General features: G+C 60.5%; 20 protein-coding genes and 1 tRNA gene. 6 read left to right on the top strand and 15 right to left on the bottom strand.

Annotation, left to right across the window (positions count from 1 at the left end):
* Positions 1-129 precede the first annotated feature (129 nt).
* The 4 genes from MAF45_RS04240 to MAF45_RS04225 form a co-directional block, all read right to left on the bottom strand.
* A complete protein-coding gene (locus MAF45_RS04240) occupies positions 130-810 on the bottom strand; it encodes a methionine ABC transporter permease (protein ID WP_237978307.1) in 681 nt (226 codons plus the stop codon).
* A 1-nt stretch (position 811) separates the two neighbouring features.
* Positions 812-1,837, bottom strand: a complete 1,026-nt coding sequence (locus MAF45_RS04235) for a methionine ABC transporter ATP-binding protein (RefSeq protein ID WP_237978306.1) — start codon at positions 1,835-1,837, stop codon at positions 812-814.
* Positions 1,838-1,846: 9 nt separating this feature from the next.
* Entirely contained in the window at positions 1,847-3,049 is a 1,203-nt protein-coding gene (locus tag MAF45_RS04230) for a M20 family metallopeptidase (RefSeq protein ID WP_237978305.1), read from the bottom strand.
* Between the two features lie 76 nt (positions 3,050-3,125).
* On the bottom strand, positions 3,126-3,986 hold the full coding sequence (locus MAF45_RS04225) for a MetQ/NlpA family ABC transporter substrate-binding protein (protein ID WP_237978304.1): 861 nt from the start codon (positions 3,984-3,986) through the stop codon (positions 3,126-3,128).
* A 512-nt stretch (positions 3,987-4,498) separates the two neighbouring features.
* On the opposite strand from MAF45_RS04225, the gene MAF45_RS04220 reads away from it, so the two are divergent.
* Positions 4,499-4,573 (top strand) — tRNA-Gly (locus MAF45_RS04220).
* Between the two features lie 28 nt (positions 4,574-4,601).
* On the opposite strand, the gene MAF45_RS04215 is transcribed toward MAF45_RS04220, so the two are convergent.
* Positions 4,602-5,057 (bottom strand): hypothetical protein, encoded by a 456-nt coding sequence (locus tag MAF45_RS04215; RefSeq protein WP_237978303.1) that lies wholly within the window; start codon positions 5,055-5,057, stop codon positions 4,602-4,604.
* 42 nt (positions 5,058-5,099) lie between these two features.
* On the opposite strand from MAF45_RS04215, the gene MAF45_RS04210 reads away from it, so the two are divergent.
* Positions 5,100-5,756 carry a GNAT family N-acetyltransferase gene (locus tag MAF45_RS04210; RefSeq protein WP_237978302.1) on the top strand — a complete coding sequence of 219 codons (657 nt, stop codon included), beginning with the start codon at positions 5,100-5,102 and terminating at the stop codon, positions 5,754-5,756.
* A gap of 1,437 nt (positions 5,757-7,193) precedes the next feature.
* Here MAF45_RS04210 and MAF45_RS04205 read toward each other — a convergent pair.
* From MAF45_RS04205 to MAF45_RS04185, 5 genes are all read right to left on the bottom strand, one after another.
* On the bottom strand, positions 7,194-8,039 hold the full coding sequence (locus MAF45_RS04205) for an IS3 family transposase (protein WP_326520672.1): 846 nt from the start codon (positions 8,037-8,039) through the stop codon (positions 7,194-7,196).
* Positions 8,040-8,046: 7 nt separating this feature from the next.
* Positions 8,047-8,565: a hypothetical protein gene (locus MAF45_RS04200; RefSeq protein WP_237978301.1), complete on the bottom strand. Its 519-nt coding sequence runs from the start codon at positions 8,563-8,565 to the stop codon at positions 8,047-8,049.
* Positions 8,543-8,905: a MarR family winged helix-turn-helix transcriptional regulator gene (locus MAF45_RS04195; protein WP_237978300.1), complete on the bottom strand. Its 363-nt coding sequence runs from the start codon at positions 8,903-8,905 to the stop codon at positions 8,543-8,545. Before MAF45_RS04195 ends, MAF45_RS04200 begins: the two co-directional genes overlap by 23 nt.
* A gap of 169 nt (positions 8,906-9,074) precedes the next feature.
* Positions 9,075-10,388 carry a vWA domain-containing protein gene (locus tag MAF45_RS04190; protein ID WP_237978299.1) on the bottom strand — a complete coding sequence of 438 codons (1,314 nt, stop codon included), beginning with the start codon at positions 10,386-10,388 and terminating at the stop codon, positions 9,075-9,077.
* Positions 10,389-10,402: 14 nt separating this feature from the next.
* Complete coding sequence (locus MAF45_RS04185; protein ID WP_237978298.1) at positions 10,403-11,395, bottom strand: AAA family ATPase; 993 nt, start codon at positions 11,393-11,395, stop codon at positions 10,403-10,405.
* 410 nt (positions 11,396-11,805) lie between these two features.
* Between MAF45_RS04185 and MAF45_RS04180 the strand changes: the two genes are divergently transcribed.
* Together MAF45_RS04180 and MAF45_RS04175 are read left to right on the top strand one after the other, a co-directional pair.
* The gene (locus MAF45_RS04180; protein WP_237978297.1) at positions 11,806-15,486 is read left to right on the top strand and encodes a reverse transcriptase family protein; all 3,681 of its coding nucleotides are present in this window, start codon (positions 11,806-11,808) and stop codon (positions 15,484-15,486) included.
* The gene (locus tag MAF45_RS04175) at positions 15,483-16,424 is read left to right on the top strand and encodes a hypothetical protein (RefSeq protein WP_237978296.1); all 942 of its coding nucleotides are present in this window, start codon (positions 15,483-15,485) and stop codon (positions 16,422-16,424) included. Before MAF45_RS04180 ends, MAF45_RS04175 begins: the two co-directional genes overlap by 4 nt.
* A gap of 18 nt (positions 16,425-16,442) precedes the next feature.
* Here MAF45_RS04175 and MAF45_RS04170 read toward each other — a convergent pair whose 3' ends face one another.
* From MAF45_RS04170 to MAF45_RS11385, 4 genes are all read right to left on the bottom strand, one after another.
* On the bottom strand, positions 16,443-16,808 hold the full coding sequence (locus MAF45_RS04170) for a hypothetical protein (RefSeq protein ID WP_237978295.1): 366 nt from the start codon (positions 16,806-16,808) through the stop codon (positions 16,443-16,445).
* A 211-nt stretch (positions 16,809-17,019) separates the two neighbouring features.
* Complete coding sequence (locus MAF45_RS04165; RefSeq protein WP_237978294.1) at positions 17,020-17,496, bottom strand: ATP-binding cassette domain-containing protein; 477 nt, start codon at positions 17,494-17,496, stop codon at positions 17,020-17,022.
* Positions 17,414-18,193, bottom strand: coding sequence for an ATP-binding cassette domain-containing protein (locus tag MAF45_RS11255; RefSeq protein ID WP_283206993.1), 780 nt, complete (start codon positions 18,191-18,193; stop codon positions 17,414-17,416). Before MAF45_RS11255 ends, MAF45_RS04165 begins: the two co-directional genes overlap by 83 nt.
* On the bottom strand, positions 18,190-19,020 hold the full coding sequence (locus tag MAF45_RS11385; protein WP_326520671.1) for an ABC transporter transmembrane domain-containing protein: 831 nt from the start codon (positions 19,018-19,020) through the stop codon (positions 18,190-18,192). The genes MAF45_RS11255 and MAF45_RS11385 overlap by 4 nt, the downstream gene beginning before the upstream one ends.
* 333 nt (positions 19,021-19,353) lie before the next feature.
* On the opposite strand from MAF45_RS11385, the gene MAF45_RS04155 reads away from it, so the two are divergent.
* Positions 19,354-20,238 carry a bifunctional transcriptional activator/DNA repair enzyme AdaA gene (locus MAF45_RS04155; protein ID WP_237978293.1) on the top strand — a complete coding sequence of 295 codons (885 nt, stop codon included), beginning with the start codon at positions 19,354-19,356 and terminating at the stop codon, positions 20,236-20,238.
* A gap of 114 nt (positions 20,239-20,352) precedes the next feature.
* Here the strand turns inward: MAF45_RS04155 and phoA are convergent, their stop codons facing one another.
* Positions 20,353-21,768, bottom strand: a complete 1,416-nt coding sequence (phoA, locus tag MAF45_RS04150; RefSeq protein WP_237978292.1) for an alkaline phosphatase — start codon at positions 21,766-21,768, stop codon at positions 20,353-20,355.
* Between the two features lie 546 nt (positions 21,769-22,314).
* On the opposite strand from phoA, the gene MAF45_RS04145 reads away from it, so the two are divergent.
* Complete coding sequence (locus MAF45_RS04145) at positions 22,315-23,307, top strand: LysR family transcriptional regulator (RefSeq protein ID WP_326520670.1); 993 nt, start codon at positions 22,315-22,317, stop codon at positions 23,305-23,307.
* The last annotated feature ends 76 nt before the right edge of the window (positions 23,308-23,383 follow it).

The raw sequence follows: 23,383 nt of genomic DNA, 5'->3' as shown, positions 1-23,383 counted from the left end.
GGACAATCATAAGCAAGTGCGCCGGGGAAAAGGGTCCGGGATTTAGGCGAAAAGCCTGAGACAAAAAGGAAACGAAGGAGGCGGACTTTTGGAGAAGGGAGGACCCCGGAAACGGGGTTCCTTCCCTCCTTAGTGCTTGGTGCGGCGGATAATGAGGTTCCCGAAAAACTGGAAGATGCTGATGATCGCGAGGATCACGAACACCGTGATCCAGATCATGTCGCGGTAGCCCATTTGGTAGCCGTAGCGGATCGCGAAGTCGCCAAGTCCCCCCGCGCCGATCGCGCCCGCGATCGCGGTGATTCCCACGAGGCTTACGAACGTGATCATGGTGACGCGGGTAATGCCCGGGATGCTCTCCTTCAGGTACACCCCGGTGATGATCTCAAGGGGCGTGAGGCCCATCGCCTCGCTTGCCTCCACGAGCCCCCCGTCGACCTCCGAGAGCACCTGCTCGATCTGGCGCGCGAAAAAAGGCACCGTGCCGAACACGAGCGCGACGAAGGACCCCGTGACGCCCGAACCCGTACCGACGATCAGGCGCGAGAGCGGGATCAGCAGCACGATGAGGATGATGAAGGGAATCGAGCGGATGATGTCGATCGCGCGGTCCGTGAAGGTGAAGATCCCGCGGTTTTCGAGGATGCCGCCGCGGCGGGTCGTCACGAGGACGACCCCGGTCGCAACGCCCAGGAACCAGGCGATCGTGCCCGCCACCGCGAGCATGATGAAGGTCTGCTCGAGGCAGGTGAGCAGCTCCGGCCAGAGCCGCTCGAGGTTCGGAGCGATGCGGAAAAGAAAGTCAACCATGTCAGAGCTCCTCCACCGTTACGCGGCGGTCCTTGATGTAGGCGAGCGCCCGGGAGACCGCCTCTTTTTCTCCGGAGAGCGTGACGCCCAGCCGCCCGATCGGGGTGCCGGCCACGAAGTCGACGTTGCCGAAGAGGATGTTCGCCGAGACGCCGAAGAGTCGGTAGAGGTTTGCCATAAGGGGCTCGCTCGTCTCCGAGCCCGCGTAGGTGAGCAGATAGACGGGGGCTCCCCCCGTCACCGCCTTGCGCTCGGTCTGGTCCTCGAGGTAGTCGCGCAGGCTGTCAACGTTGCAGGCCGTGTCGATGAAGCTCTTTGTGATCGGCTGCTGCGGGTGCGAGAAAAGGTCGACTGCGGTGCCGCGCTCAACGATGCGGCCGTGCTCCATCACGGCGGCGTGTCGGCAGAGCGACTTCACCACCGACATCTGGTGGGTGATCACGACCATCGTGATTCCGAGCTTTTCGTTGAGTGACCGGAGAAGCTTCAGGATCGAGCGGGTGGTCTGGGGGTCGAGCGCGCTGGTCGCTTCGTCGCAGAGCAGCACCTTCGGGTCGTTCGCGAGGGCGCGGGCGATGGCGACGCGCTGCTTTTGACCGCCGGAGAGCTGCGAGGGATAGGACTCGGCGCGTTCGCCCAGGCCCACGAGCTCAAGGAGCGACGCAATCTTCTCCTTTTTCTTCTCCGGCGTGAGCGCCGAGTGCCGGAGCGCCATCGCGATGTTGCCCGCGACCGTGCGCGAGGGCATCAGGCTGAAGTTCTGGAAGATCATGCCGATGCGGCGGCGCGCTTCGCGCAGTTGCGGCACCGACAGCTCTGTGAGTTCCACGCCGTCGACGCGAACGCGGCCCGAGTCGGGCCGCTCGAGCAGGTTGATGCAGCGCACGAGGGTTGATTTTCCGGCTCCTGAAAAGCCGATGATGCCGTAGATGTCGCCCTTCTCAACGGAAAGCGAGACGTCGTCCACGGCGGTCACGCGGGCGCGGCCGGTGTCGTAGGTCTTTTTGATGTGTGTGAGTTCGATCATGCAGGGCCCTTACTGTTCGGCCACGCGCCGGGCGTGGTCGGCCTTGATGCGAGCGAGAAGCCCGGGGTCGAGGATGAGGTCGAGCGCGGTGAAGGCGAGAAGCCGGGCGCCGAGCCGGATCGAGGCGAGGCCCGACTCGCTGCAGGCCGCCTTCTTGAAGCCCTCGGTATGCGGAACGAGCTTTTCGCAGCTGATCTTGATCCAGGGCTGGATCGTCGGGACCACCTGGCTCACGTTGCCGACGTCGGAGGAGTCCTGAGCCCGGGGAGCCTCTTCTTCCGGGCAGGTCTCGCCCGCCTCGAGGAGGTGCTTCCGGTAGACGGCGTCGAAGGAGGGCGTCGGGACGAGGTTTTCGACCCGGTTCTGCGTGGGCTTCATCTCGCCTCTCGCGCCCGTCATGAGGGCCGCGCCCTCGACGATTTTCTCCACCTTTCCGTAGAGCGCCTCGAGCTTCGGGGCGGTTGCGGCGCGCAGGTAGAAGTACCCGCGCGCGTAGTCAGGCACCATGTTGGGAGCCTTGCCCCCGTCGGTGATGATGCCGTGGATGCGCACATCGGAGGTGACGTGCTGGCGGAGCGCGTTGATGCCGTTGTAGGTGAGGATCAGGGCGTCAAGCGCGTTGATCCCGCGCTCGGGCATGCTCGCCGCGTGGGCGGCCCGCCCGAAAAATTCGATCGAGACCGGGGCGCAGGCGATGTTCGCGGCCGAGAGCCGGTGGCCGGTCGCGCCCGGGTGGACGCAGAGCGCCGCGTCCACATCCTTGAAAAAGCCCTCGCGCACGAAGCTGCCCTTAGCGCTGCCGTTTTCTCCGCCTTCCTCGCCCGGAGTGCCGTAGACGCGGATCGTCCCGCCGGTCTGATCGACGACGGCCTTCAGCCCCGCCGCCGCGAGCGACGAGGTCGCCCCGAAGAGGTTGTGACCGCAGCCGTGACCGAGACCCGCAAGAGCGTCGTATTCGGCGAGAAACACGATCACGGGGCCGGGCCGCGCGCTTTTGTACTCGGCGGTGAAGCCCGTCGGATGACCGGCGACTCCCACCTTCACGTCAAATCCCTCGGACTTGAGAAGATCGGATAGCCTGCCGCAGGCGAAGTACTCGTGGTTGCTTGTCTCCGGGTGCCCGTGGATGTCAATGGCCGCCTGGCGGTACTCGGGATAGCGCCCGGCGATCCGCTCAAGGATCGCCTCGTGAAGCGCCGTGATGTCCGGCATGTGTTTCTCTCCCCCTAAAGCAATGAAAACAAAAGCAACGGCCCCTTTCGGGGCCGTGCGGGACAGCGGGATCAGTTTACTTCTCAGCGCCTTCCCAGGCGGGGATGAAGGCCCCGTGATAGGTGTCCTTGATGGTCTTCGCGACGTCGGCCGTGTGGTAGGCGTCAACCACCTTCTTGTAGGTCGGGTTATCCTTGTCGGCCGAGCGCGCGACGATGACGTTCACGAGCTTGGCGGCCACGGGGTTTACCTTCGGATCCACGTTCTCGACGAAAATCGAGTCCTTCGTGGGATCAAGGTGCGCGGTGAAGGCGTTGCCGCCGTTGATGAGGGCCGCGGTCACGTCGGGCAGCAGGTTCGCAAGCGCTCCGGACTCAGCCTCCATGATCTTGATCTTCACGTTGTACTTCGTGATGTCGGTCTTGTTCGCGACGTAGCCCTTGGCGGGGTCGACCGTGATGAGGCCGGCTGCCTCAAGCACCTTCAGGGCGCGGCCGCCGTTGGTGAGGTCGCTCGGGATGGCAATCGTGTCGCCGTCCTTAATGTCCTTAATCGACTGGATCTTCTTCTTGTTGTTGAAGACGGCGAGCGGGGCGATCAGCGTGTCGCCGATCGCTTCGATCTTGTAGCCGTGCTGCTTCACGTCGTTCGCGAGGAACGCCTTGTGCTGGAAGGCGTTGAGGTCGATTTCCTTGTCGTTCAAGGCGCGGTTCGGGGTCGCGTAGTCGGAGTACTTCACGAGCTCGACCTTGATGTGGTCCTTCGCGAGCAGCTTGTTCACGGTGTCCCACTGGGCGTTGTAGTCGCCCACGACGCCGACCTTCACGATCTTGTCGCCGGAGTCGGCTTTCTTGTCGCCGCAGCCGGTGAGGCCCGCGGCAAGGACGAGGGAGGCGGCGGCAGCGCCGATCGCTTTGAAAAGGGTGCGTTTCTGCATGGTTGAGGTTCTCTTATAAAAATAATGTTCGTCTGGATGCCGCTTTCGGGCCCGGGCGGCGGCTCAGGGGGCTCGCCTGGAACGAGCTTTTGGGGAAAAGCGTGACGAAAGACAATAATTTTAACTGTTTCCCGCGCGTTTTTGGCACGGGCGGTTCGCTTCAGGGGGGCGAGCCTTCCCCGACGTCCGGCGTCCCGCGGGCTCCGCTGCCCGCGCCTGGGAGAGCGGCGGTCACATTCGGGGGGCGAAGCGGGAATCGACTCGGCTGCTCTTTGTGATGATGTAGTGCATTTCGGTCGGTTCTTCCGGTGAAGTGTTGTTCTTGAATCTGCTGAAAAGCTTACCCCATTTCAAAGCGTGAGCCTCTGGTAATACCTCAGAAGGAGGCGGAAAAAACGCTTCACCTGAGAGCGGCCCGCAGAAAGAGAGGGGCGGGCAATCGAGGGGAAAGCTGCGGCGGTCTACGCTTTTGCAATTTTTGCTGCAACGTGCTAACTTTCACTTCTCGATTTGCGGGTGTCGTATAACGGCTATTACCCCAGCCTTCCAAGCTGGAGACGAGGGTTCGACTCCCTTCACCCGCTCCACTGAATCTGAAGATTGGGGACTTTGCGCTTAAGGTTTTGTTTTTCTGAGCTTTTTTGTATTTCGATCCTTGACACAGCCTTTTCTTCGTAGTCTATAAGTCCCTGAGTTTTGGATTACGTGTTGCAACGCTTGGAGTTCTCTTTCTCTGTCCTCGCGTACAGAAAACGGAGTCTTTCCTGCCGCGGCCTCCCTGGGACCGGTCTCCGAAAAGGTGCGGGATTCTGCGTAGCTGTGGGCAACAGGTTTGATTTTCTCAGGATCTGGTTGTTCATAGATCTTCCCTTCCGGCGTTCGTTCAGGAACAGTCTCTTCAAATCCTGAGTCTTTCTGCGGTTTCTCGATTCCCTGAGTCTGTCCGGCCAACCGTTCTGTTGTCAGAATCCGGCTGAGGGTGCTAGAGAACTTTCTCTCATATGGATTGTGCTTTCTGCTAGTGTTGCTTTTGCCTGTGCTCCGGTGCCGATTGGACATCACTGTTGTCATATGCGAAAATCAAAAATTTAATTTCGAAATGAGAAAAGCCTTATGAAGCAGACAGCCGCCGTCGGCGCGCTCACTGAAATTGCTCTTCGCTCATCGGACTACGGCCGCATTGTTGATGCGTTTCATGCGCAGTGGGGATGGGAGACGCTTGGAGCTCCCGGGCTTGGAGCCAAGGTTGCGGACTGGTACTGCGCCAAGATGATGCAAAGCGTCACATTCGGGCGGCTGCTGATCGCGCCCACGGGCGGTACGGCCGGACTTGCCGTGGGAGGAGTCTTCGGAGATCGCCCCGTCATAGGCGGGGATGCGCACCTGCCGGAGCGCCGCGCGGCGCTGGAAAAGGAAATTGCCGCTCAAAAGGGCGGTCCCGAGACGATTGCACTTTACGACCACATCTCCCGCATCAACGAGCATCTGCGGCGCCAGACCCGTGAAAACGGGCGGGTCTTTGCGGCTGAACTTTATTTTCTCTGGGTTTCGCCGGATTACCGCGGCTGCGGGCTTTCAAGACGCCTTCTCAACGCTGCCATGAAAGCGATGAAGGCGCGGCGCGTAAAGAACTTCTGCCTTTTTACTGATACGAACTGCGACTGGAAGTTTTATATGCGCGATCCCTGGGTCGCCTGCGGTCGTCAGCCTTGGCCCGACGTGCCGGGCATGAGAGGAGGCGCGGGGCTGATGTTCGGAGCCTCGCTCTGATTCGCCCGCCAGGCCTCCGGGCATACTGACCTGCCTTATGGCTGGGGATTTTCACTTCCGACGGCACTCAAAGAGGCATGCCAGCAAGTGAAGAGGCTGGCCTGGATATTGAAAGTTCCCGGTTTCCGTCTTATCTGAAACTGGCATTTGGACAAGGGGCTGTTCGTCGTCCCCGCTTGGATGCTTTGGAAGCCTTGGCCGGCGACCTGTCAGGCCCGGACGTCAGGGGGTGTCTTCCCTTGTTCCCTGGAAGGTGAAAGCTCCTCCTGGTTTTGCACGCAGGCTTATATGGTCTGCGACCGGCTCATCGGCCGGGCGGCACTCAAGAAAAACCAGGACTTCAAAGGAGCGCCGCGCCTTTGCGCAGAAAGCGCTGCGGCCCATCGGCCATCACATCAGCCTCAGGCTGGTCCCTGCGGGATCAATGCGGCGGGGCCTTATCCGTGTCGATGTAAACGCGCCTGTCGACCGGCGAAAGAGCTTGTCCGCAAAAGAGACACGACCTCTTTGCAGCCGGCAGCCCGATCGCCGGTTCGAGGAAAGACCGGTCTGTCATCGTGTTGAATATGGTCCGCTGGTTCTTCACGGAATAACGGGAAGATCTGCTTCAATGGTGCCACACTCGCCTTCATAAGCGGGCCGCAACAAGCCCATAAAAGATTTTCTGGATAAGGTGGGGATTCGAGGCTGAAGAAAAGACGAAAGGCGGTGAACGCCGTTAAGATCATTAATGCCGCCACAACTGTTAATGCAGCGACGCTACCGTCGTGAATGTTTTAGCAAACTCAATCTTGTCGCCAAAACTTGATTTTATGTCCCAACTCCGCTACCCCGGTTTTCTATTAAGAATTTGAAAAGCAATGAAGACGCAAACATCCACATTGACCTGAAGCCTGTGAGCGACGCTGCCTGCCCTGAATGTGGGAAACGGTGTTCTTCTATTCACGAAAGCGCTGGACGGATTGTCAGAGAAGCGCCGTTGCTGGCACGGAACCGGTATGCGTTCATTTTGAAGCACGTCGGGTGCACTGCAACTGCGGCCGTCACAAGATGGAATCTCTGTTCTGGGTCAGTCCCCGCGCCAGAAAAACGAATCTGATGGTCGCCAACATTCAGTCCCTTCTGCGACTCTGCGTATCCATCAGCGAGGTACCTGCCCACTGCCGCCTTGGCGGGGAAACCGTCAAGGCCTGCGACAGGGTTCTCCTCAAATATCTGTTCCAAAATACCGATTTCAACGGGGGAAGCGTCTGGCTATTGACGAATTTGCTGCCCATAAGGGGCATCGGTACGCAACGGTTGCCATGGATCTGGACACCAGTCGCATCCTGTGAGCGGAAATGGGAAAAAGCCGTAGAGACTGAACTGTCCCCACTTTGTGAGACAGAATTAATTGAGCTTCGGAGTGGTTTTACCTGTTACCGCTTCCCTGAATTGTCAGGGGGAGCGGTAACTTAATTTCGCTTGAATGCGTTTCTCATTGTAATAGGCGCAATAGGCTTCAATTTCCCGCCGGGCCTGGTTAAAAGTCAACAGATTTTTGTCAAAGCGCTTGTCCGGGTGGTACAGCCACTCCGTCTTCAGCGTTCCGTTCCAGCCCTCCATGACGGCGTTGTCCCAACAGTTCCCTTTGCGTGAATAGCTCTGCTTAAAGCCGTAATCCCGAGCTTGTTTCCTGAACATCGGGCTGGTGAACAGCACTCCTTGGTCGCTGTGCAGCACAGCCGGTCCGCTGGCCACCGCCTTAAGCGAGTGGAGCGTCTGCATCGCAAGCGCCATATTTTGGCAGGGGCTCATTTCACAGACGACGATTTCGCGAGTGCAAAGATCCATAACGAGCGAAAGATAGAGCCAGCCAGTTTTAGTTGGAATATAGGTCACATCCGTCACAAACACCTTGCCCGGCTCCTGTTGAGTAAATTTGCGATTCAGCGTGTTCTCGAGAACAGTCCCGTCGGTCAGCCGCCCCTTTGTGAGGCTGACTCTGTATGTGCTCTTCCTTCGAATCACGGCCTGGCATCCAAGTTCCTTCATGGCGCGTGCGACTTGGTTGTGTCCGGGTTTTCGTTCATGGCCATCCATGCGAAGGGCTGCCGTCATCCTTCTGACGCCATATCGTCCTTCGTGGCGTTTTTGGAGCACTTTGATGCGATCGCCAGGAGCCTTAGCCGCGAGCACTCTTTTACCAGGATTTCCAATACGGCGGTAAAAGGTGCTCCGGCTGGCACCTGCAATTTCGCAAGCTCGGGCAACGGATACCCCGCTGCGATGTGCGCTCTTAATTGCCGAATCAAGGATGGCACATTGTTTTTTTTGAGCCCAGATGCTCGTCTATGGACTTCAGCAGGCAGTCCAGGACAATCCGCTGTTCCTCAATGGTCCTCCGGGCTGTCTTAAGCTCTTTGGCCACATTTTCTTTGCCGCGGGATGCAGTTGTTTTATCAGGCATGCTCTTGATCTCCGGGGCTTGGCAACGGACCCCTCTTTTGAGGATGGGAGCGCCGAACTTTTCAACGTTTTGCACATACCGACGTATATCGCTGGCGCTCATCCCCAAAGCACAGCCCGCCGCATTGTACGATTGACAAACAGCGTACCCCCTGACAGCCTGCCACGCCATGGCTTCAGTTCTTTTCCGCCAGCTGTTATCCAGGCTCCATGAAACATCACCACGATCAAATGCCGCTTGCCAGTTTTCTACGCTAATGCGGGCCAATCCCAGCTGTTTTGAGATCGTAAAGGATCGAGCTCCCTGCTTCAGTAACGTCAATACTTTTTGACGAATTTCAATCGAGATCTTTTTGGACATGAAAATCCCCAGAAAGTGTCTCACCTTCTGGGGACAGTTCAGACCGGCCGTCTTTCTCCGAGGGTCTCCTTTTAATACAGCCGTTTTTCTCATGCCTGCTGATGAGGCGGGAGAGATAGCTTTTGTCGACCCGCATCGTTTTGGCGATAAAGGCCGCGTTGCAGCCTTCATTCGAGTAGATTTCGTAAAAGATCCTCGCGGCTGTCACTGGGTATTCGGAGCCGCGGTAATGGTCGCCGAGTAGGTTCATGGCCGGCATGTAGAAGCGGTTGAAGGCGCGGACGCGGTGCACGATGGCGGAGGTGCCGTCCCCGCCCAGTTCGGTGGCTTGAACTGACATGGAAGACTGGTTATTTAGTTGATCAAGGCAACTGATTTGACCGCAGCGCTCAGTCTGAGGCGGAGCCATCCGATGCCATTTACAGCCATTGTTTAAATCATATTTCGATTGTTTTTTGATATTTAAATAATTTGAATATTTGAAACCAGGCTTTCTGTTGTGCAGCTTTTTATCGGTCGGGCTCCTGGAGCTGCACCCATGCTCCCCACTCGGGGAAGCATTCCCTTCCTGCTCCGTTCGGTGTGACCAGCCAGATGACGGGCAGGCCCGGGGCATCAGGGAAGGTCCCGTAGCCGTCGGTCGCGTAAATCAGGGCAGCGGGCGGCTCTCCCTCTTTCGCTGTTTTGTCCCGCACCCATTTGAATACCGGCCGAAAGTCCGTGCCGCCCCAGCCCGCTATGGTCCACTGCTCCTTCGGATTCGGGAAATCCCAGGCCTCGAATTCCGAGACGCCCGCAATGTCTGCATCGGCCTGAAGGACCGTGAGGCGGCAAGGGAAAGTCTCGCGGAAGGCCTGAAGCTCAGAGAGGATCTGGCTGATTTCCTCATCCGACATGGAGCCCGAGGTGTCGATTGCGAAAACGATCCATCCCAGGGCCGGGGCGCCGCATGAGGGGAGGTAGAGTCCCTGGGAGATGAAGCGCTTCGAGGGCGGAAAAAGCCTCCAGTCGGTCTTGAGCGTTTCGGTCAGAAAGCGAGCGAGATGCGCGCGCCAGTTGACCGAGGGCTTTGGCCCCGCCTTTAATTCCTCCATCTCTGAGCCGGGGAAAAAGCCTTGGCTTTTCGCCTGCTGACAGAATTCGCGGCGGATTCGGGCGACGATTTTCTTCGCACTCGCGTCTTCCGCGTCGTCCTCGCTTCGGGCGAGCGTCGAAGGAAGCGACTGGGAGTCGACGAGGTCGGCCGCGGCCTCGGCGCAGGGCCCCGGGATCACCCCCGCCGGATCTTTTTCTTCGTCCCGATTCTCCGGGCGCCTTGCAAGGGGGGTGATTTCGATGGACCCGTCAGGGGAGGAAAGAGGCGCCGGCCCGGGCCCGGCGCCGGCGGTTTTCCTGCGGGAGAGAAGGAGGTCGTAAATGGCCTCGGCCGAACAGTTTTTAAGATTTCGGGGAGGCAGCAGCCCGCCCTCTGGAATCGAAAATCCGGCCTCGGCCAGCAGGTTGTTCACGGCGTAGTCGCAGGCGATGTTCCAGGCCCAGGGGTTGCGTGCGCCCCTTCGGTCGCTGTGCTGGAGCACCACGTGCAGCAGCTCGTGGGCGAGGAGCCCGCGAAGCTCTGGCTGCGTGAGGGTGAGGGCGAACTCGGCTGACACGATGATCCGGTAGCCGTCCGTGCAGGCGGTCGGCACTCCGGCCCCAAGCACTCGGACCGGAAGCTCGAGAAGCGCCGTGGCGAGGAAGGGGCGGCGCATCGCAAGGCTCACGCGGGCCTTGAGCACGGCGTTGCGCGCTTTTTCAAGTGTTTCCTGGGAGGCCCGCTGCATGGCTTGCCTCCTCTTCAGCTCTTGAAGAGCGAAGCGTTTTCCTTCATGAACCTGCGGAAGGCGGGCTTCAGCATGAATTTGGGCGAGACCTTCAGCGTGTCGCGCGCGAGCACCACGGCGAATTCCGCGGGGAGCCTGAAAAGGAGTGCTTCGATCGCCGCAGCGCCCTGTTCGGAGCCGCCCGCACCGGAGGCGAGGTGGGTGACAAGGGCCCAGAGGTGGTCGAGCTGCTTGGGAATCGGAGCGCCCTCGGGGTCCTTGAGCAGAGCCTCTATTTCACGTGCGATCGCGGCGTTCCCGGCAAACGCCGCGAGTTCGGCCGCGGGGCCCTCGCCCACAATCCCGGGGAGCACGTCGCGCGCCTCTTTGATCCCTCCGAATGCCTTCAGGGCGTCGGAGGCCATTTCCCAGGACCTGGGCGTCGCAAAGGCGGCGCCTTCCCCAGGCTTTGTGTAGAGGAGCTCCGAGCGGTAGCGCAGCAGCCCTATCACCTCAGGGCGCACGCGGTGACTGAACGCCCATTCGCTCCAGCTGTGGATGTCGGGCTCGAGCGTGAGGTGGATGAAGCGGTTGGCAAGCGCCGAGGACAGCCTGAAGGTCACCGCGCGGTCGGACGCGCGGTTGCCCGCTGCGATGATCCTCCAGCCCGGGGGCAGCGCGTACTCGCCCACGCGGCGGTCGAGCACGAGCTGGTACATGGCGGCCTGGACGAGCGGAGGAGCGGCGTTGATCTCGTCCAGGAAGAGGACTCCGGGCTTCATCTCCGGGGTCGGCAGGAAGGCGGGCGGGCACCAGAGGACCCGGCCGTCCTTCACCATCGGGAGACCCCGCAGGTCCGTGGGGTCAAGGAGCGAAGCCCGCAGGTCAACCACGGGCAGCTTCATCTTCGCCGCCGCCTCCCTCACGATGGAGCTCTTTCCGGTGCCGGGCGCGCCCCAGATGAAGGCGGCCCAGCGGGCTGCCTTAAGCAGTTTTTCCAGAACCTCTGTCAGCCGGCCGGCTCTCATTTTTCCCTCCCGCGCCGGAAGTCCCGGCGCCGATGCCGCCCTTACATTTCCGCTTGAAAAAAACTACTTCCCCAGCCTGAAAAAAAGCTTAATTAAGCGATAGGGACTTGCCCGACTGCCGGGGAAATCCGCGCCTTGCTAACATAAATTCCATCCCCCTTCCTTCCGCAAAAAATCAGGTTTTGCCGGCGATTCGCCGGCTGAGGGAAATACGCCGGGGAGTCTCGCCTCCTTCGGCCTGAAGGCCTCGGGAAGTCGAGTTCTCCTCAGTCGAACTGTGGATTCACAACGCTTCATCTGCGTTCTGCTGCGCATTCCGCAGTCTGACAGTGTTTTGAAGTCCACAGGGTCGCCTTCGGAGACTCCGGAGGAAACTTAAGTGATCAGGAGGGAAGGAGGATGCACGCCTTATGAAAAACTTCCGCCAGGCCAAAGACGAATCGTCGTTTTCCTTGGAAATCCGCGACGCCGTCAATTCCCTGGACTTCGCGATTCCCCGTGCGCTTCCCCGGGGAGATCCCTTTGCGCCTTCCGTCCCGGAGGAATACTGGAAAAAAATCCGCAGCGCAGTGGAGCAGCTGTGGCCCGCCCGGGTCAGGCCCCTTTTCAAGGGCAAGGACGAGGCGCGGGCTTATCAGGAGGCCTGGATCTCTGCCGCGTATTCGCCTTTTTGGGACTGCCTGAGGATCTCCGCGCTCTGGTGCGCCGGGCAGCCGGGGCGGCAGGCTCTTCTTGAAGCTGTGCGGCAGGCGGATGCGGTGCCCCGGCAGTATCCCCCGGCCGCGAGCCCGTTGCTCAAGGCCGTTGAGAGAGGGCCCCACAACCCCTATCTTGACGAAGAGTCTGCCCTCGACAAATACAGGGAGGTCTTTCCCATAGGCAGCTTCACCCCTCCGATCGACACCTGCATGAAGCTGGGACGCCTGGTTGTCGAAAGCCGGCGCAAGCGCCCGGCGTGCGTTTCGGCCTGGGATGTATTCCGCTGCCTGCCTCCGACTCTTCCCCATCTGAGCTGCCGCTGGCTGACCAGGACCCTTCTGGGCTTCGCCGACGCCTGCGCGAGGCTGGGCATCAGGATTAAAAAGATTCCCGCCGCCTGTGCCGCTTTTCTGGGGCGGGATGCTTCGATTGCGATCCGGAGCCCGGCGGTGAGGAGCTTCTTTCTCCTGCCGCCGAAGAAGGACTTTTCGATTGACGTCCGCGCCCCGGCCGGGATGACGCTGCTCGGGTACTTGTTTTACGCTTTCTCAAAGACAGGGGAATACGAAGCGGTCTTCATCGTGTCGGAATCATTGCTGCGGGCCTTCTCGGGCGAGCCGAAGCTTCTTAGGCGGTTCAAGGAATCCCCCGGCTATCAGCTCTTCCTGAAAGCCGCGGTACAGGAGGAGCCGACTCCGAAGGGGCGGCGAGACTGGCTGGGGGAAAGGCGCAGTCTGGAGGGAAATCCCCGGGTGGGCGCCCTCCTGCGGCATCTTTTTGGAAAGATCCTGCCTGGCTGGAACAGGTCGGGCCAGGCCTCCTTCCTGGTGGAATTGGCCAAGGGTGCGCGGGCTAACTGCTACTTTCCACGGGAATACCAGAGGTTCCTTCTGCTGGTGAGCTCCGAGCGGCAGAAACGGCGGCTCGAAGAAAGCGGGCATTGGCTGCAGCTTTTCGACTTGGAAGACGGCTGCCGCAAGGGCGCGGCCAATTGGAAATTCATTCTTCTGCAGGAGAGCTGGGATACTGTCTGGAACGCAAAGGATCGCCTGCAGGAAGAACTGACTGCTGAAAAGGACGCTTCGGCCTACCTGCGCTTCGTGGCTCGCCATCATCCCTCCGGGGATCTGTCCCTGGACTTTTACAACAACAAGAAGATAAAAGAGCGCTTTATTTATGATTTCCACGGCTCCCCACTTTGGGAAAAGGCGGGAGGGGCCTGTCTCGAGCCACAACAAGCTGAAGCCCTCTGCTTCGCTTGGGGGTCTGCTTCCTTTCGGGGCAGGGCGGGGAGCCTCGCTCCGGCCCTGGAGGAGGTCGGGCCGTACTGCCTGGAGGATCTGCTTGCCCTGATGCTCACCCCCGCGGGGCTGAGGCGCTGCCGCGGGGCGCTGCTTCGGGTCCTGCCCCGGGCATCGGCGGATGCGGTGCGTCATATCGCGGACAGATGCGAGGAGGGCGATGTTCTCCGTGCGATCGCACTTCATGGCCCCGAGGAAGCAAGAGTTCCAGCTGCCCTCAGGGCTTACGACCAGCTTGCGCCGGGGAAAGCCGCCGCGCTCGGGCGGAAGCTTTTCCTCGCGGGCCTGCCTGTCAGGCTTGCTCCGGGATGGCTCGACCGGGGAAGCTGGAGCGCAGAAAAACTTTTCCTTGCGCTGTGCGAGCTCTGCGGAGACCCGGACAGGGCGGGCCTGCGCCAGGCGCTCGAAGCCTGCGCGCCGGAGCCGGCGGGCAGCAGGCGCCTTTCCAGGAAGGCGCGGCTTATCGTTGCCCGGCTTGCCGCCCGAGCCGCGCGCCGGTTTGAACCCGGCGAAGCGGGAGCAGCCCCCGGAGCGCTTTCTGCACGGGAGGTCGGGCTCGCGGAATGGCTTCTTCGGGAGGCCCGCTGCTGCGCCTGGGGGGCGGCCTCTTACAACGGCCCCGGGCAAAGCATCGCCCCCGCCTTGAATGAGATTGGGCCGAACTGCCGGGAAGATCTGCTTGCCCTGATGCTCACCCCCGCGGGAGTGAGGCGCGGCGGCGGGGCGCTGCTTCGGGTTCTGCACAAAGCGCCCGCAGAGGCAGTTCTCGAAATCATTGACCATTGCACCGATGTCGAAGTCCTCCAGGCGATCGCGCTTCATGGCCCGAAGGAAGCGCGGGTCCCGGCGGCCCGGCAGGCTTTTGACCGGCTAAGGCCCCAAAAGGCTATCGAGCTCGCGAAGAAGTTTTTTCTTGCAGGCCTTCCCGTCAGGCTCGCCTGGGGATGCCGGGATGTCAAGAGCTGGACTCGGGAAAAGCTTTTCCTCGCGCTCTGCGCCTCCTGCGACAAGCGGGATGCAAACGAACTGTGCGAGGTGCTGGATGTCTTCGCCCGGAGCTTCCAAGGCCCGGATGCAGAGGCCGCTGCCCGCGGCACGCTGGAAGAGGTTGCGAGGCTTGCCGCCCGGGCAGGGCGGCTCCTTGTGTCCGCTGAAGCGGGGCTTGTGGCGGGACTTTGGCCCGGCAAACAGGCGAGGATCGTGAAATGGCTCATTTCCGCGATGGACTGGAAAGCCGCCCCGGGCTGCCGGTTGCAAAAAAGCTACCGCAGGTTCCATATCCCGAAAAAGCATGGCGGGAAGAGGCTCATTTCGGAACCGATTAAAAAGCTCAAGTTCCTGCAGCGCGGAGTCCTTGAGCGCCTGATCGCTCCCTTGGGCGCGCACCCGGCCGCGATGGGGTTTGTGGCCGGCAAGTCCATCGCAGACAATGCGTCCGTGCACTCGGGCCAGCCCGTGGTGGCGGTGGCCGACGTCCACAACTGCTTTCCCTCGGTGGCCTGGCCTGTGCTGTACCGGGTGCTTGAAAGGGACCTGGGCCCCAGGCTGGGGGCTCCCGCCTGCGCCCTCATCGCCGACCTCTGCACGCTGGACGGGGGGCTCCCGATGGGTTCTCCCGCCTCTCCGGCGCTCTTGAACCGGGTGCTCTTCAAGGCCGATGAAATCCTGGCCTCTGAGGCGAAGCGGAAAGGCTGCCGGTATACGCGCTACGCGGATGACCTCGCTTTTTCGGGAGGCGAAGGGGCGGTCGGGCTCATCGCGCGGGCGGGGTCGGTCCTCTCCGCGGCGGGGCTCAGGCTCGATCCCAAAAAATCCAGCGTCTTTCGGCGCGGGCGCCGTCAGGTCGTCACGGGGCTTACGGTGAACGCGAAGCCCGACGTCTCCCGGGACTACAGGCGCCGGGTGCGCGCAGCGGCCGACCGCTGGAGGAAGGGCCTCGAGCCTTCCTGGCTGGGCTGTCCCGTGACCAGGGAGCAGCTGCTCGGCCGCATCGCCTTCGTGAATATGACTTCGGCCGAGGAAGCCGTCCGGCTCCGCAAATGGATGAGAGAGGGCGACCGGCTCAGAGGAAAGAAAGGCAAGGCAGCATGAGCGGAGAAACCATCACAGTGGCTCTCGCCGATGCGCTTTTAGCCCTCCGTGAATTCCAGCGTCTGGGACTCAAGGCGGAAGTCCGGGAGGTCCGCGCCGCCATTCACGAAGCAGCGCTTGAAACGGATGAGAGAACCGGGCGGATCCTGCAGCACCTGCCGCAGGCGCCGGTGCCCTTCAAGGCGGAGCGCATCGTGATCGACCTCATCCGCATTCTTGCGGATGCGAGCCGCGACACCGGGCTTGAGTTCTTTGTGAAGGACCGGAAGCTTGCCGTTTTCTCAGGGCTTTTCGTGCGGAGCGGCCGGGTGACCTTCGATTATTTCGGGCAGTCGTATTACCCGGGCCTTGCGGTCTACGGCACCCGCCTGTCTGACTGGCTGGACGGGGCGGACGAGGATTTGGAGAGTATCCGGGAAGGTCCGCGCGGCGCGGCGCTTTGCATCTCCGATGACGCCGCCCGGCTGAGAATCTTTTCTCGCGAGAACGCGCACGGCTTTGACGGGTTCAGCGGCGAAGGCCGGGTGCCTGTCCGCCTTTATTTCCGGACAGGCTCCGCACTCCGTTTCCGGGCTCTGGGCGAGAGGCCCCTCTCTTACCGCGAAGGAGCCTATGAGGTGGGGCTCTCCGCCGAAGACCTGATGGAATGCATGGCTGCAGGGTTCGAAAAGAGCGTCCTCGCCGCGGGCTGCGCCTTCATGCGTTTCCCGGATCCCGTGGATGAGGTCACTGCAGGCTGCGGCAAGGTGTTCTTGAATGCCGTGCACGGATACTCTGGCCTTGCCGTTTCAACCCATAGCGAGAAGTCTTTGTCGAGCCTTCATCCGCTGCTTTCGCTCCCAATCGATTTGTGCCCCGTCCTTTTCGAGCACTTCGCGAGCTTCACCTTTCCCAATGAAGAGGAATTCGTGCGCCTGATCTTCAGCTATGGGCGCTGAAAAGGAGACTGCCGATCTTCAGCCCCACTCGTGCTTCATGTGCAGGAGGATGAGGACGGTCGAAATGACGGCGCAGGAGAGGTGCAGCGCGAGCCACGGCAGCCCCGGGAGGAAGGCGGTGCCCCAGTGGAAGTTCGCGAGGAGCGCAAGCCCCGAGAGGTAGAGCAGCACCATGAAGAGCGCGAGCAGGAGAATCACCGCCGCGTCCCCGGCGGGCGTCTTCGTGTACTTCAGGTGCGGGAGGCTGCGGTAGAAGTCGAGGCTTGCCGCGTTGTGCCAGATAAGGGCGAGAAAGAGAATCCCCGCGATGATTTCATGGGCCATCCCCGGCAGGAAAAGTCCGGCGAATGTGAGAATGAAAAGGGCGAGACAGATGATGGCCATTGGCGAATTCCTGTGGACGGAGGAAAAGGGCTCTCCGTGATTATAAAAGGGCGCAGGAACCGGAACGAGCGGCGGGGGTGGCCCCTCCTGAGGGCCGACGGGGAAAGCGGCCCGGCTTCCAGCCGGTCGCGTTTTTATAAGATTCAAAGTAATCAGAAAACAATGGTAAAAAATATTTTTAAACTCTCGCTTTTCCCCGCCTGGGCGCTGCTCAGGAAGCGGCGGCTTCCCTGAGATTTCGGAACAGGGATCCCTTTTGCAGCAGCTCAGCGGGCCGGCCCTGCTCCGCGATCCTGCCTTTATCGAGCACGACAACCCGGTCCGCTTCCTCAGCCATGGAGAGGCGGTGGGCGATGACAAGGCACGTGCGTCCTTCCATGGGCTTTCCGAGGGCCGCCTTGAGGGCGGCTTCCGTCCGGAGGTCCAGGGCGCTCGTCGCCTCGTCGAGGATCAGGACGGGCGCGTCTTTCAGTAGGGCGCGGGTTATCGAGATCAGCTGCCGCTGGCCCCCCGAGAGGCTCGAGCCGGCCTCCCCGACCGGGGTGTCGAGCCCGCGCGGGAGTGCCGCGGCCAGAGGCCGCAGCCCGGCGGCCTCGGCGGCTTTCTCAATCTCCGCCTGCGGCGCCCCAGGCCTTGAGAAGGCGATCCCTGATCGTGCGTTCGAGCAGCACGACCTCCTGCCCGACATAGGCGATCGAAGAGCGAAGTGCGGAAAGCGAGTATTCCCTGAGGCCGGTCCCGTCGAGGGTGACCCTGCCTTCCGTGGGATCGCGGAACCGCGGCAGGAGCGAGGCGAGGCTCGACTTCCCGCAGCCCGATTCGCCCACGAGCGCGAGCTTCTCCCCCGGGGCAATTTCGAGGTTCACTTGCCTCAGGGCCGCTTTGTCCGCTCCCGGGTAGGTGAGGCTCACGTTTTCAAAGGCGATGCGGCCGGGACGGGGCCCCGGCGGCTTCGTCCCCGCATCGCTCTCCAGAGGTTCGTCGAGCATCTCGAAGACGTTCGAGGCGGCTGCGGAAATGGCTGTGAAGGTAGCGTTCAGCCCCGAAAGGTTCTGAACAGGCGTCTTCAAGAGCAGCAGCGCGGTGAGGAAGGTCACGAATTCCCCGAACGAGAACTGCCCGGCCTGCGCCTGCAGGAGCGCCGCTGCGACGACGAGGGCCACCCCGGCCATGGTGATCAGCTGCGAGACCGGGGTGCCCAAGGCCTTCATGCGGAGTGTTTCGTAGGCCGCAAGGAAGGCCTCTCGGTTGATCCGGGCAAAGCGCTTTGCCTCGAAGCCGCAGGCCCCGGCAAGCTTGACGGTCGCCCAGGCCGCGTACGTCTCCTCGACCCGGGAGATCATTTCGGCCACCATCTGCTGGCTTTGCTTCACGGAACGCTTCATGCGGCGCGAGATGATCCGCAGGGCCCAAGCGAGCGCGGCCCGATTACGAAGCTGATGAGCGTTAGGCGCCAGTTCTGCCAGAAAAGGACTGCAAGGAGCGAGGCGACCTGCAGCGAGTCCCGCACGAGGACCGTGAAGGCGCCGATCGAACCCGAGAGGGCGAGGTTCGCCTCGTTCACGAAGCGCGAAGCGATGACGCCAGAGGACCACCGCGCGGCGGTTTCCTCGGGCCAGTGCAGCAGCCTCGAAAAGAGCCTGCCGCGCATGTCGCGCAGGATTTTCTGAGTCACGCGGGCAAGGAGCGCGCTCGAGCAGAGCGTGCACAGGGAAAAGAGCAGGGTGACCGCGATAAGCGCGAGCGGTGCCGCGGCGCTCCAGTCTCCGGAGCTGTAGAAGCTCAGATCGGTGAGCCGCCCCAGGAGCGTCGCCGTGAGAAACGAGCAGGCCGCCGTTCCGGTGAGAAAGATCGCCGCTGCGGCAAGCTCCAGGGCGTGGGGCCTGAGGCAGGGCAGCACCGCGACGATCACCGGGGCGAGGGCGAGGCACACGAGCGAGAGCTTCCAGTCATGCCAGAGCAGAATGGCTGTGAGGAAAATAACCTGGGCGGTGTCGCGAAAGAGGGTGATGCAGTTCTTCGCGGCGCCCGAGAGCGCCGCGTTCGCCTCGTTTGCGAACCGCGAGGCGGCCTCGCCCGCAGTGGTTTCAAGGTGGGCCTGGGCGGGCCAGTGAAGAATACGCTCGAACATCTCCTGGCGCAGCGTCTCAAGCACCCCCTGGCTCACCCGCCCGAGGAGGGTCTGGCTCATGTACATGCTCGCGCCGTGCAGCGCTGCAATGAGGACGGGGGCCGCGGGGGCCGTCCAGGCAATCCAGGCCGCGCGGCCTCTGCAATGCTCATGGGCTTGCTCCGGGGATGAAAAAGGGTCAGAGGTTTTGGCGCAAACACTAGCCGCGCCCGGAGCAAAAAAGCGTCAAGAAGACAGGGTCCGGAAAATAAGGTTATACAATGTTTTTAAATTTTATAAAAATAGTTATACATGATTTTATAGATTTTATTTCAGCATTGGTTTATTGAAGAATTTGAAACAGATTTCTGCGAAGATTTTCACGCTGTCCGGTGCTAAGTTTGATCTCAGCCGGAACAAACGGGGAAACGGATAATGAACGATGAAGCCAAATGGCAGGCGGTTCTTGCGATGGACAGGACGAAGGACGGGCTTTTCGTTTACGGGGTGAAAAGCACGGGGATCTACTGCCGGCCATCCTGCGCTTCGAAAAAGCCGAAACGGGAGAACGTCCTGTTTTTTAACACCCCCGCCTCGGCGCGCGAGGCGCTCGACGGGCTCGGGGTGAGCCGGGAGCGGCTCTCGGAGGCGTACTGCCGGGCCTGGGGCGAGTCGCCCAAAAAAACGCTGGAGGCCCTGCGCTTCGAGGAGGCGAAAAAGAGCCTCGCCGGGGGCGTCTCGATTCTCAACGCGAGCGCGCTGCTCCACTTTGAGAGCGTCTCGGGCTTCTACGCGTTTTTTCGCCGGATGGGCGGCCTCACGCCGCGGGAATACCTGAAGGAGTGCGGGCGCGAGGAACAGGTCCTGCTGCTTGATTCGCCCCTCGGGCGGCTGAGGCTCAGCTCCATGGCAGGCCGCGTCACCGGGGTGCGGCTCGCCGCCGCGGGGGAGAAAGGCGGCGAGGATCCGGGGCCCGAGCTCTCAGAGCTCAAAAACGAGCTTCTTTCTTATTTCAAAGGAGAGCTGCGAGCCTTTCAGGTGCCCGTGGCGGCCGAGGGGACGCCCTTCATGAAGAAAGTCTGGAAGGCCCTCTCGGAAATCCCCTACGGTCAGACCATGACCTACCGGGAGCTCGCCCAGAAAATCGGCTGCCCTGCCTCGGCGCGGGCGGTCGGCATGGCCTGCAGGCGCAACCCCCTTCTGATTGTCGTGCCCTGCCACCGGGTGGTGGGTTCGAACGGCAGCCTCACGGGCTACGCGGCAGGGGTGAAGGCGAAGGCCTGGCTGCTCAAGATGGAAAAACGGGCGGCCGCGAACTGAAAAAACTGCGGGTCCTTCCGCCGAAAGGCGCAGGAGGGGCGCTGGGGAAAAAGCGCCCCCCTTCAGGGAGCAGGAAGAAAAGGGAGGCAGCGGGCCGTTCAATGCTCGCCCGGCTTACTTCAGGCGCAGGGCGCGGCGGATGATGTAGTGCACGTCGGTCTGGTCGATGAGGCCGGTGACGTTCGCGGCCTGGGGGCCGTAGGCCGCTACGCGCACCTGGGTGCCCGTGTGCGTCATATCCACCTTGTCGCCTTCCGGAACGGCCGTGCCGTAGCCGATCACCATGACGCTGCCGTCGGCTGTGCGCAGCTTCTGCGTGAGGCCCGGGCTCGTGGTGTCAAGCGGCAGGATCTGGCTCGAGTGCGCATGGTCGGCCGTGACGATCACAAGCGTGTCGCCCTTTTTCTTTGCGAATTCGAGCGCGACCTGCACGGCCTCGTCAAGGTCGACCGTCTCGCCGAACTGGCCGCAGGGGTTCGCGGCGTGGTCCTGCTTGTCGATCGAGGCGCCCTCAACCTGCAGGAAGAAGCCCTTGGGGCTGCCTTTGAGCAGATCGATCGCCTTGCGGGTCATCGCAGCGAGGTTCGGGATGTCCCGCGTGCGCTTCGCATTGTTCGTGCAGGTGACAACCGGGGTGTCCTTGGCGTAGCCCTTCTCAACCGCCCTCGGGCCCTGCCAGCGCACCGGCATATTGCCTTCGGCGAAGAGCCCGAGCAGCGGGGCCTTCTGGTTTGCGCGCTTCACGGCCGCGAGCTCGTCGGCGGTTCGGACCACCTGGAAGCCGCGCTCGCGGGCCTGCTCCATCAGGGGCTTGCCTTTCCACTTGCCGGCCTTCGCCTTTTCAGCAAAGCTCTTTGCGCCGCCGCCCAGCGTCACGTCGGGACGGGTGTTGAGCAGCTGCTCGGTGATGGAGCCGAGGCCCCCGTTTTCAAGGGCGTTCTTCGGGCACTGCTTGGAGGTGCGCTCCGGGCCGTAGCACTTGCGCGCGGTCACGTGCGAGACGAGGACGGCGGGCGTCGCGTCCTGGATTTCCGAGGTGGTCACGTTGCCCGTGGCCATCCCCGCGGCCTTCGCCATTTCAATGAGCGTCCTGCGGGGATTGCCCTTGATGTCGACGCCGATCGCGCCGTTGTAGGTCTTCACTCCGGTCGACCAGGCGGTGCCCGAGGCGGCCGAGTCGGTCACGTAGTTGGGCGTGCCTGAGTCCTTGTTGAGCGAGTAGTGAGTGTAGGAGCCGGTGAAGGGCAGGGCGTCCAGCCCCTTGAAGAAGCCGCCCGCGCCGAGCGCGTAGTTGCGGGCGCCCGTGATCTCGGCGTAGCCCATGCCGTCGCCGATCATCAGAATCACGTTCTTCGGGCGCTTCGGGCTGATGAGTGCCTTGATCGCGGCGCTCTGGTCGCCGTGAATGCGGGCCGCCGCCCCGGGCTGCGTGAGGTCGTTGCCAGTGGCCGGGCGGTCCATGAGGCCCTGGGCCATGACGCCGGCGGAAAGTGCCGAGAGAACGCCGAGAGAGATCACTGTCTTAAGCATGTCTTTTCTGTCTGCCTTTTGTGTGTCGGTTGGAACTTGCCCAATCCTACGGAGGCGCTGTGACGGAAAGACGACAGTTTTGTGACGATTCAATGACCCGCCTTGGGGTGGTTTCCCAAGTTGCAGAGGCCCTCGGTTTTTCAGATTGAAGGCAGGGCGGAGGTGGAATTTTTAATTTTCATAGTTCGGAAATGCCTTTTTATCAGCAAAAAGTATTAGGTCGAATTACTCAGAAAATGGGATGATGATGTGAATTTCGATGGAATTTTATTGAAAGCAATTTAAATAAATATTTATATAAAACATAGATTTATATTAAAACATTGAAAATACAAATAAACAGAATTTTTAAATTAAAAATCAAAAACATTTAAAAGATTAAATTTAAATCAATTTAACCGTTATTCTAAATATGAATATCGGTAAAATTACAATAAAATCAATTATTAATAATTATTTTCGAATTGTGAAAAATAGTTTTTTGTAAAATGATAAAAATTTTAGATTTGATAAATGTCAAACTAAAAAAATCAGGCGCTCTGCAAAATGCAATTCAAGGAAAAGATCATGAATCTGGAATCGCTTACATATCGACACTTAAGAGTTTTTCTGGCTCTGTACAAATCACGCAGCGCGAGCAGGGTGGCAGAAGAACTGAAGATGACGAACTCGGCCATCACCCGGACGATCGCCTGTCTGCGCGAAATTTTTTCCGACCAGCTGTTCGTAAGGACTAACAAAGGCTTCGAGGTTACGGCCAAGGCTACGGAAATCGCTCCCTTCATCAGCCACCTGACCGAACAGTATCGGAAACTCGACAAAGAGTTTGCGGGATTTCAGCCGGATCAGTCCGAAAGCTACTTTGAAATACTGCTTTACGACGAATTCTGCTTCGCAGTTCAAAAGGTCATCCGCGAGGAAATCCTTCCGGTAGCACCGCACATGCATTTCAACGTGCGCATCCTGAACTACGACTGCGGATCCGACATCGCCAGCGGAAAAGTTGATTTTGCCGTTGTCTATGAAGGTTTCGATGACAAGCGGCTCAATTACGAATGCTTTGCGCACACCCACGACATCTACCTTCTCTTTAGGAAAGGGCACCCTCTTGAAGGGCGGACGGATTTGACTGTGGAGGATCTGGCGCGCTATCGGGTCCTCGAAATAGACAACTACGACGATCTGGCCTGCCCTCTCCTCGTGGAGGTCTGCAGACAGTACGGGGGCCAGATGGGGATCGACGAATACACCGAAAGTGTGTCGGCTGCATTCCAGACACTGGCTGAGACGGATTCCGTCACGGTGGTCTGCAACCAGTTCACGCTCAATTTCGCGGATTCTGTGAAAAACCTGAGCTATGTCAGGCTGCCTGCAGCCATCCAGGGGCGCATCAAGGCGATGCGCAATCAGGTGAGGCCGATCGGAAATTACGTGGTTTATGGAAACGCCAATCAGTCTCAGGCTTTCCGTTTTGTGAAGGACAAGCTTGTCGGAGGGCTGGGACAGGCCTGGCAGGCGGCAGAAAAAATGCGGAGGTGAACAGGATCGGACAATTTCAGAATCGGGTTTCAGAGCAAGATTGACTTCATTTTAATAATAAAAACAAATAAATAAA

It is taken from the genome of Mesosutterella porci, assembly GCF_022134585.1.
Classification (GTDB): Bacteria; Pseudomonadota; Gammaproteobacteria; order Burkholderiales; family Burkholderiaceae_F; genus Mesosutterella; species Mesosutterella porci.
Note: the sequence above shows the minus strand (reverse complement) of the source record. Positions and strands in the feature narration are given on the sequence as shown.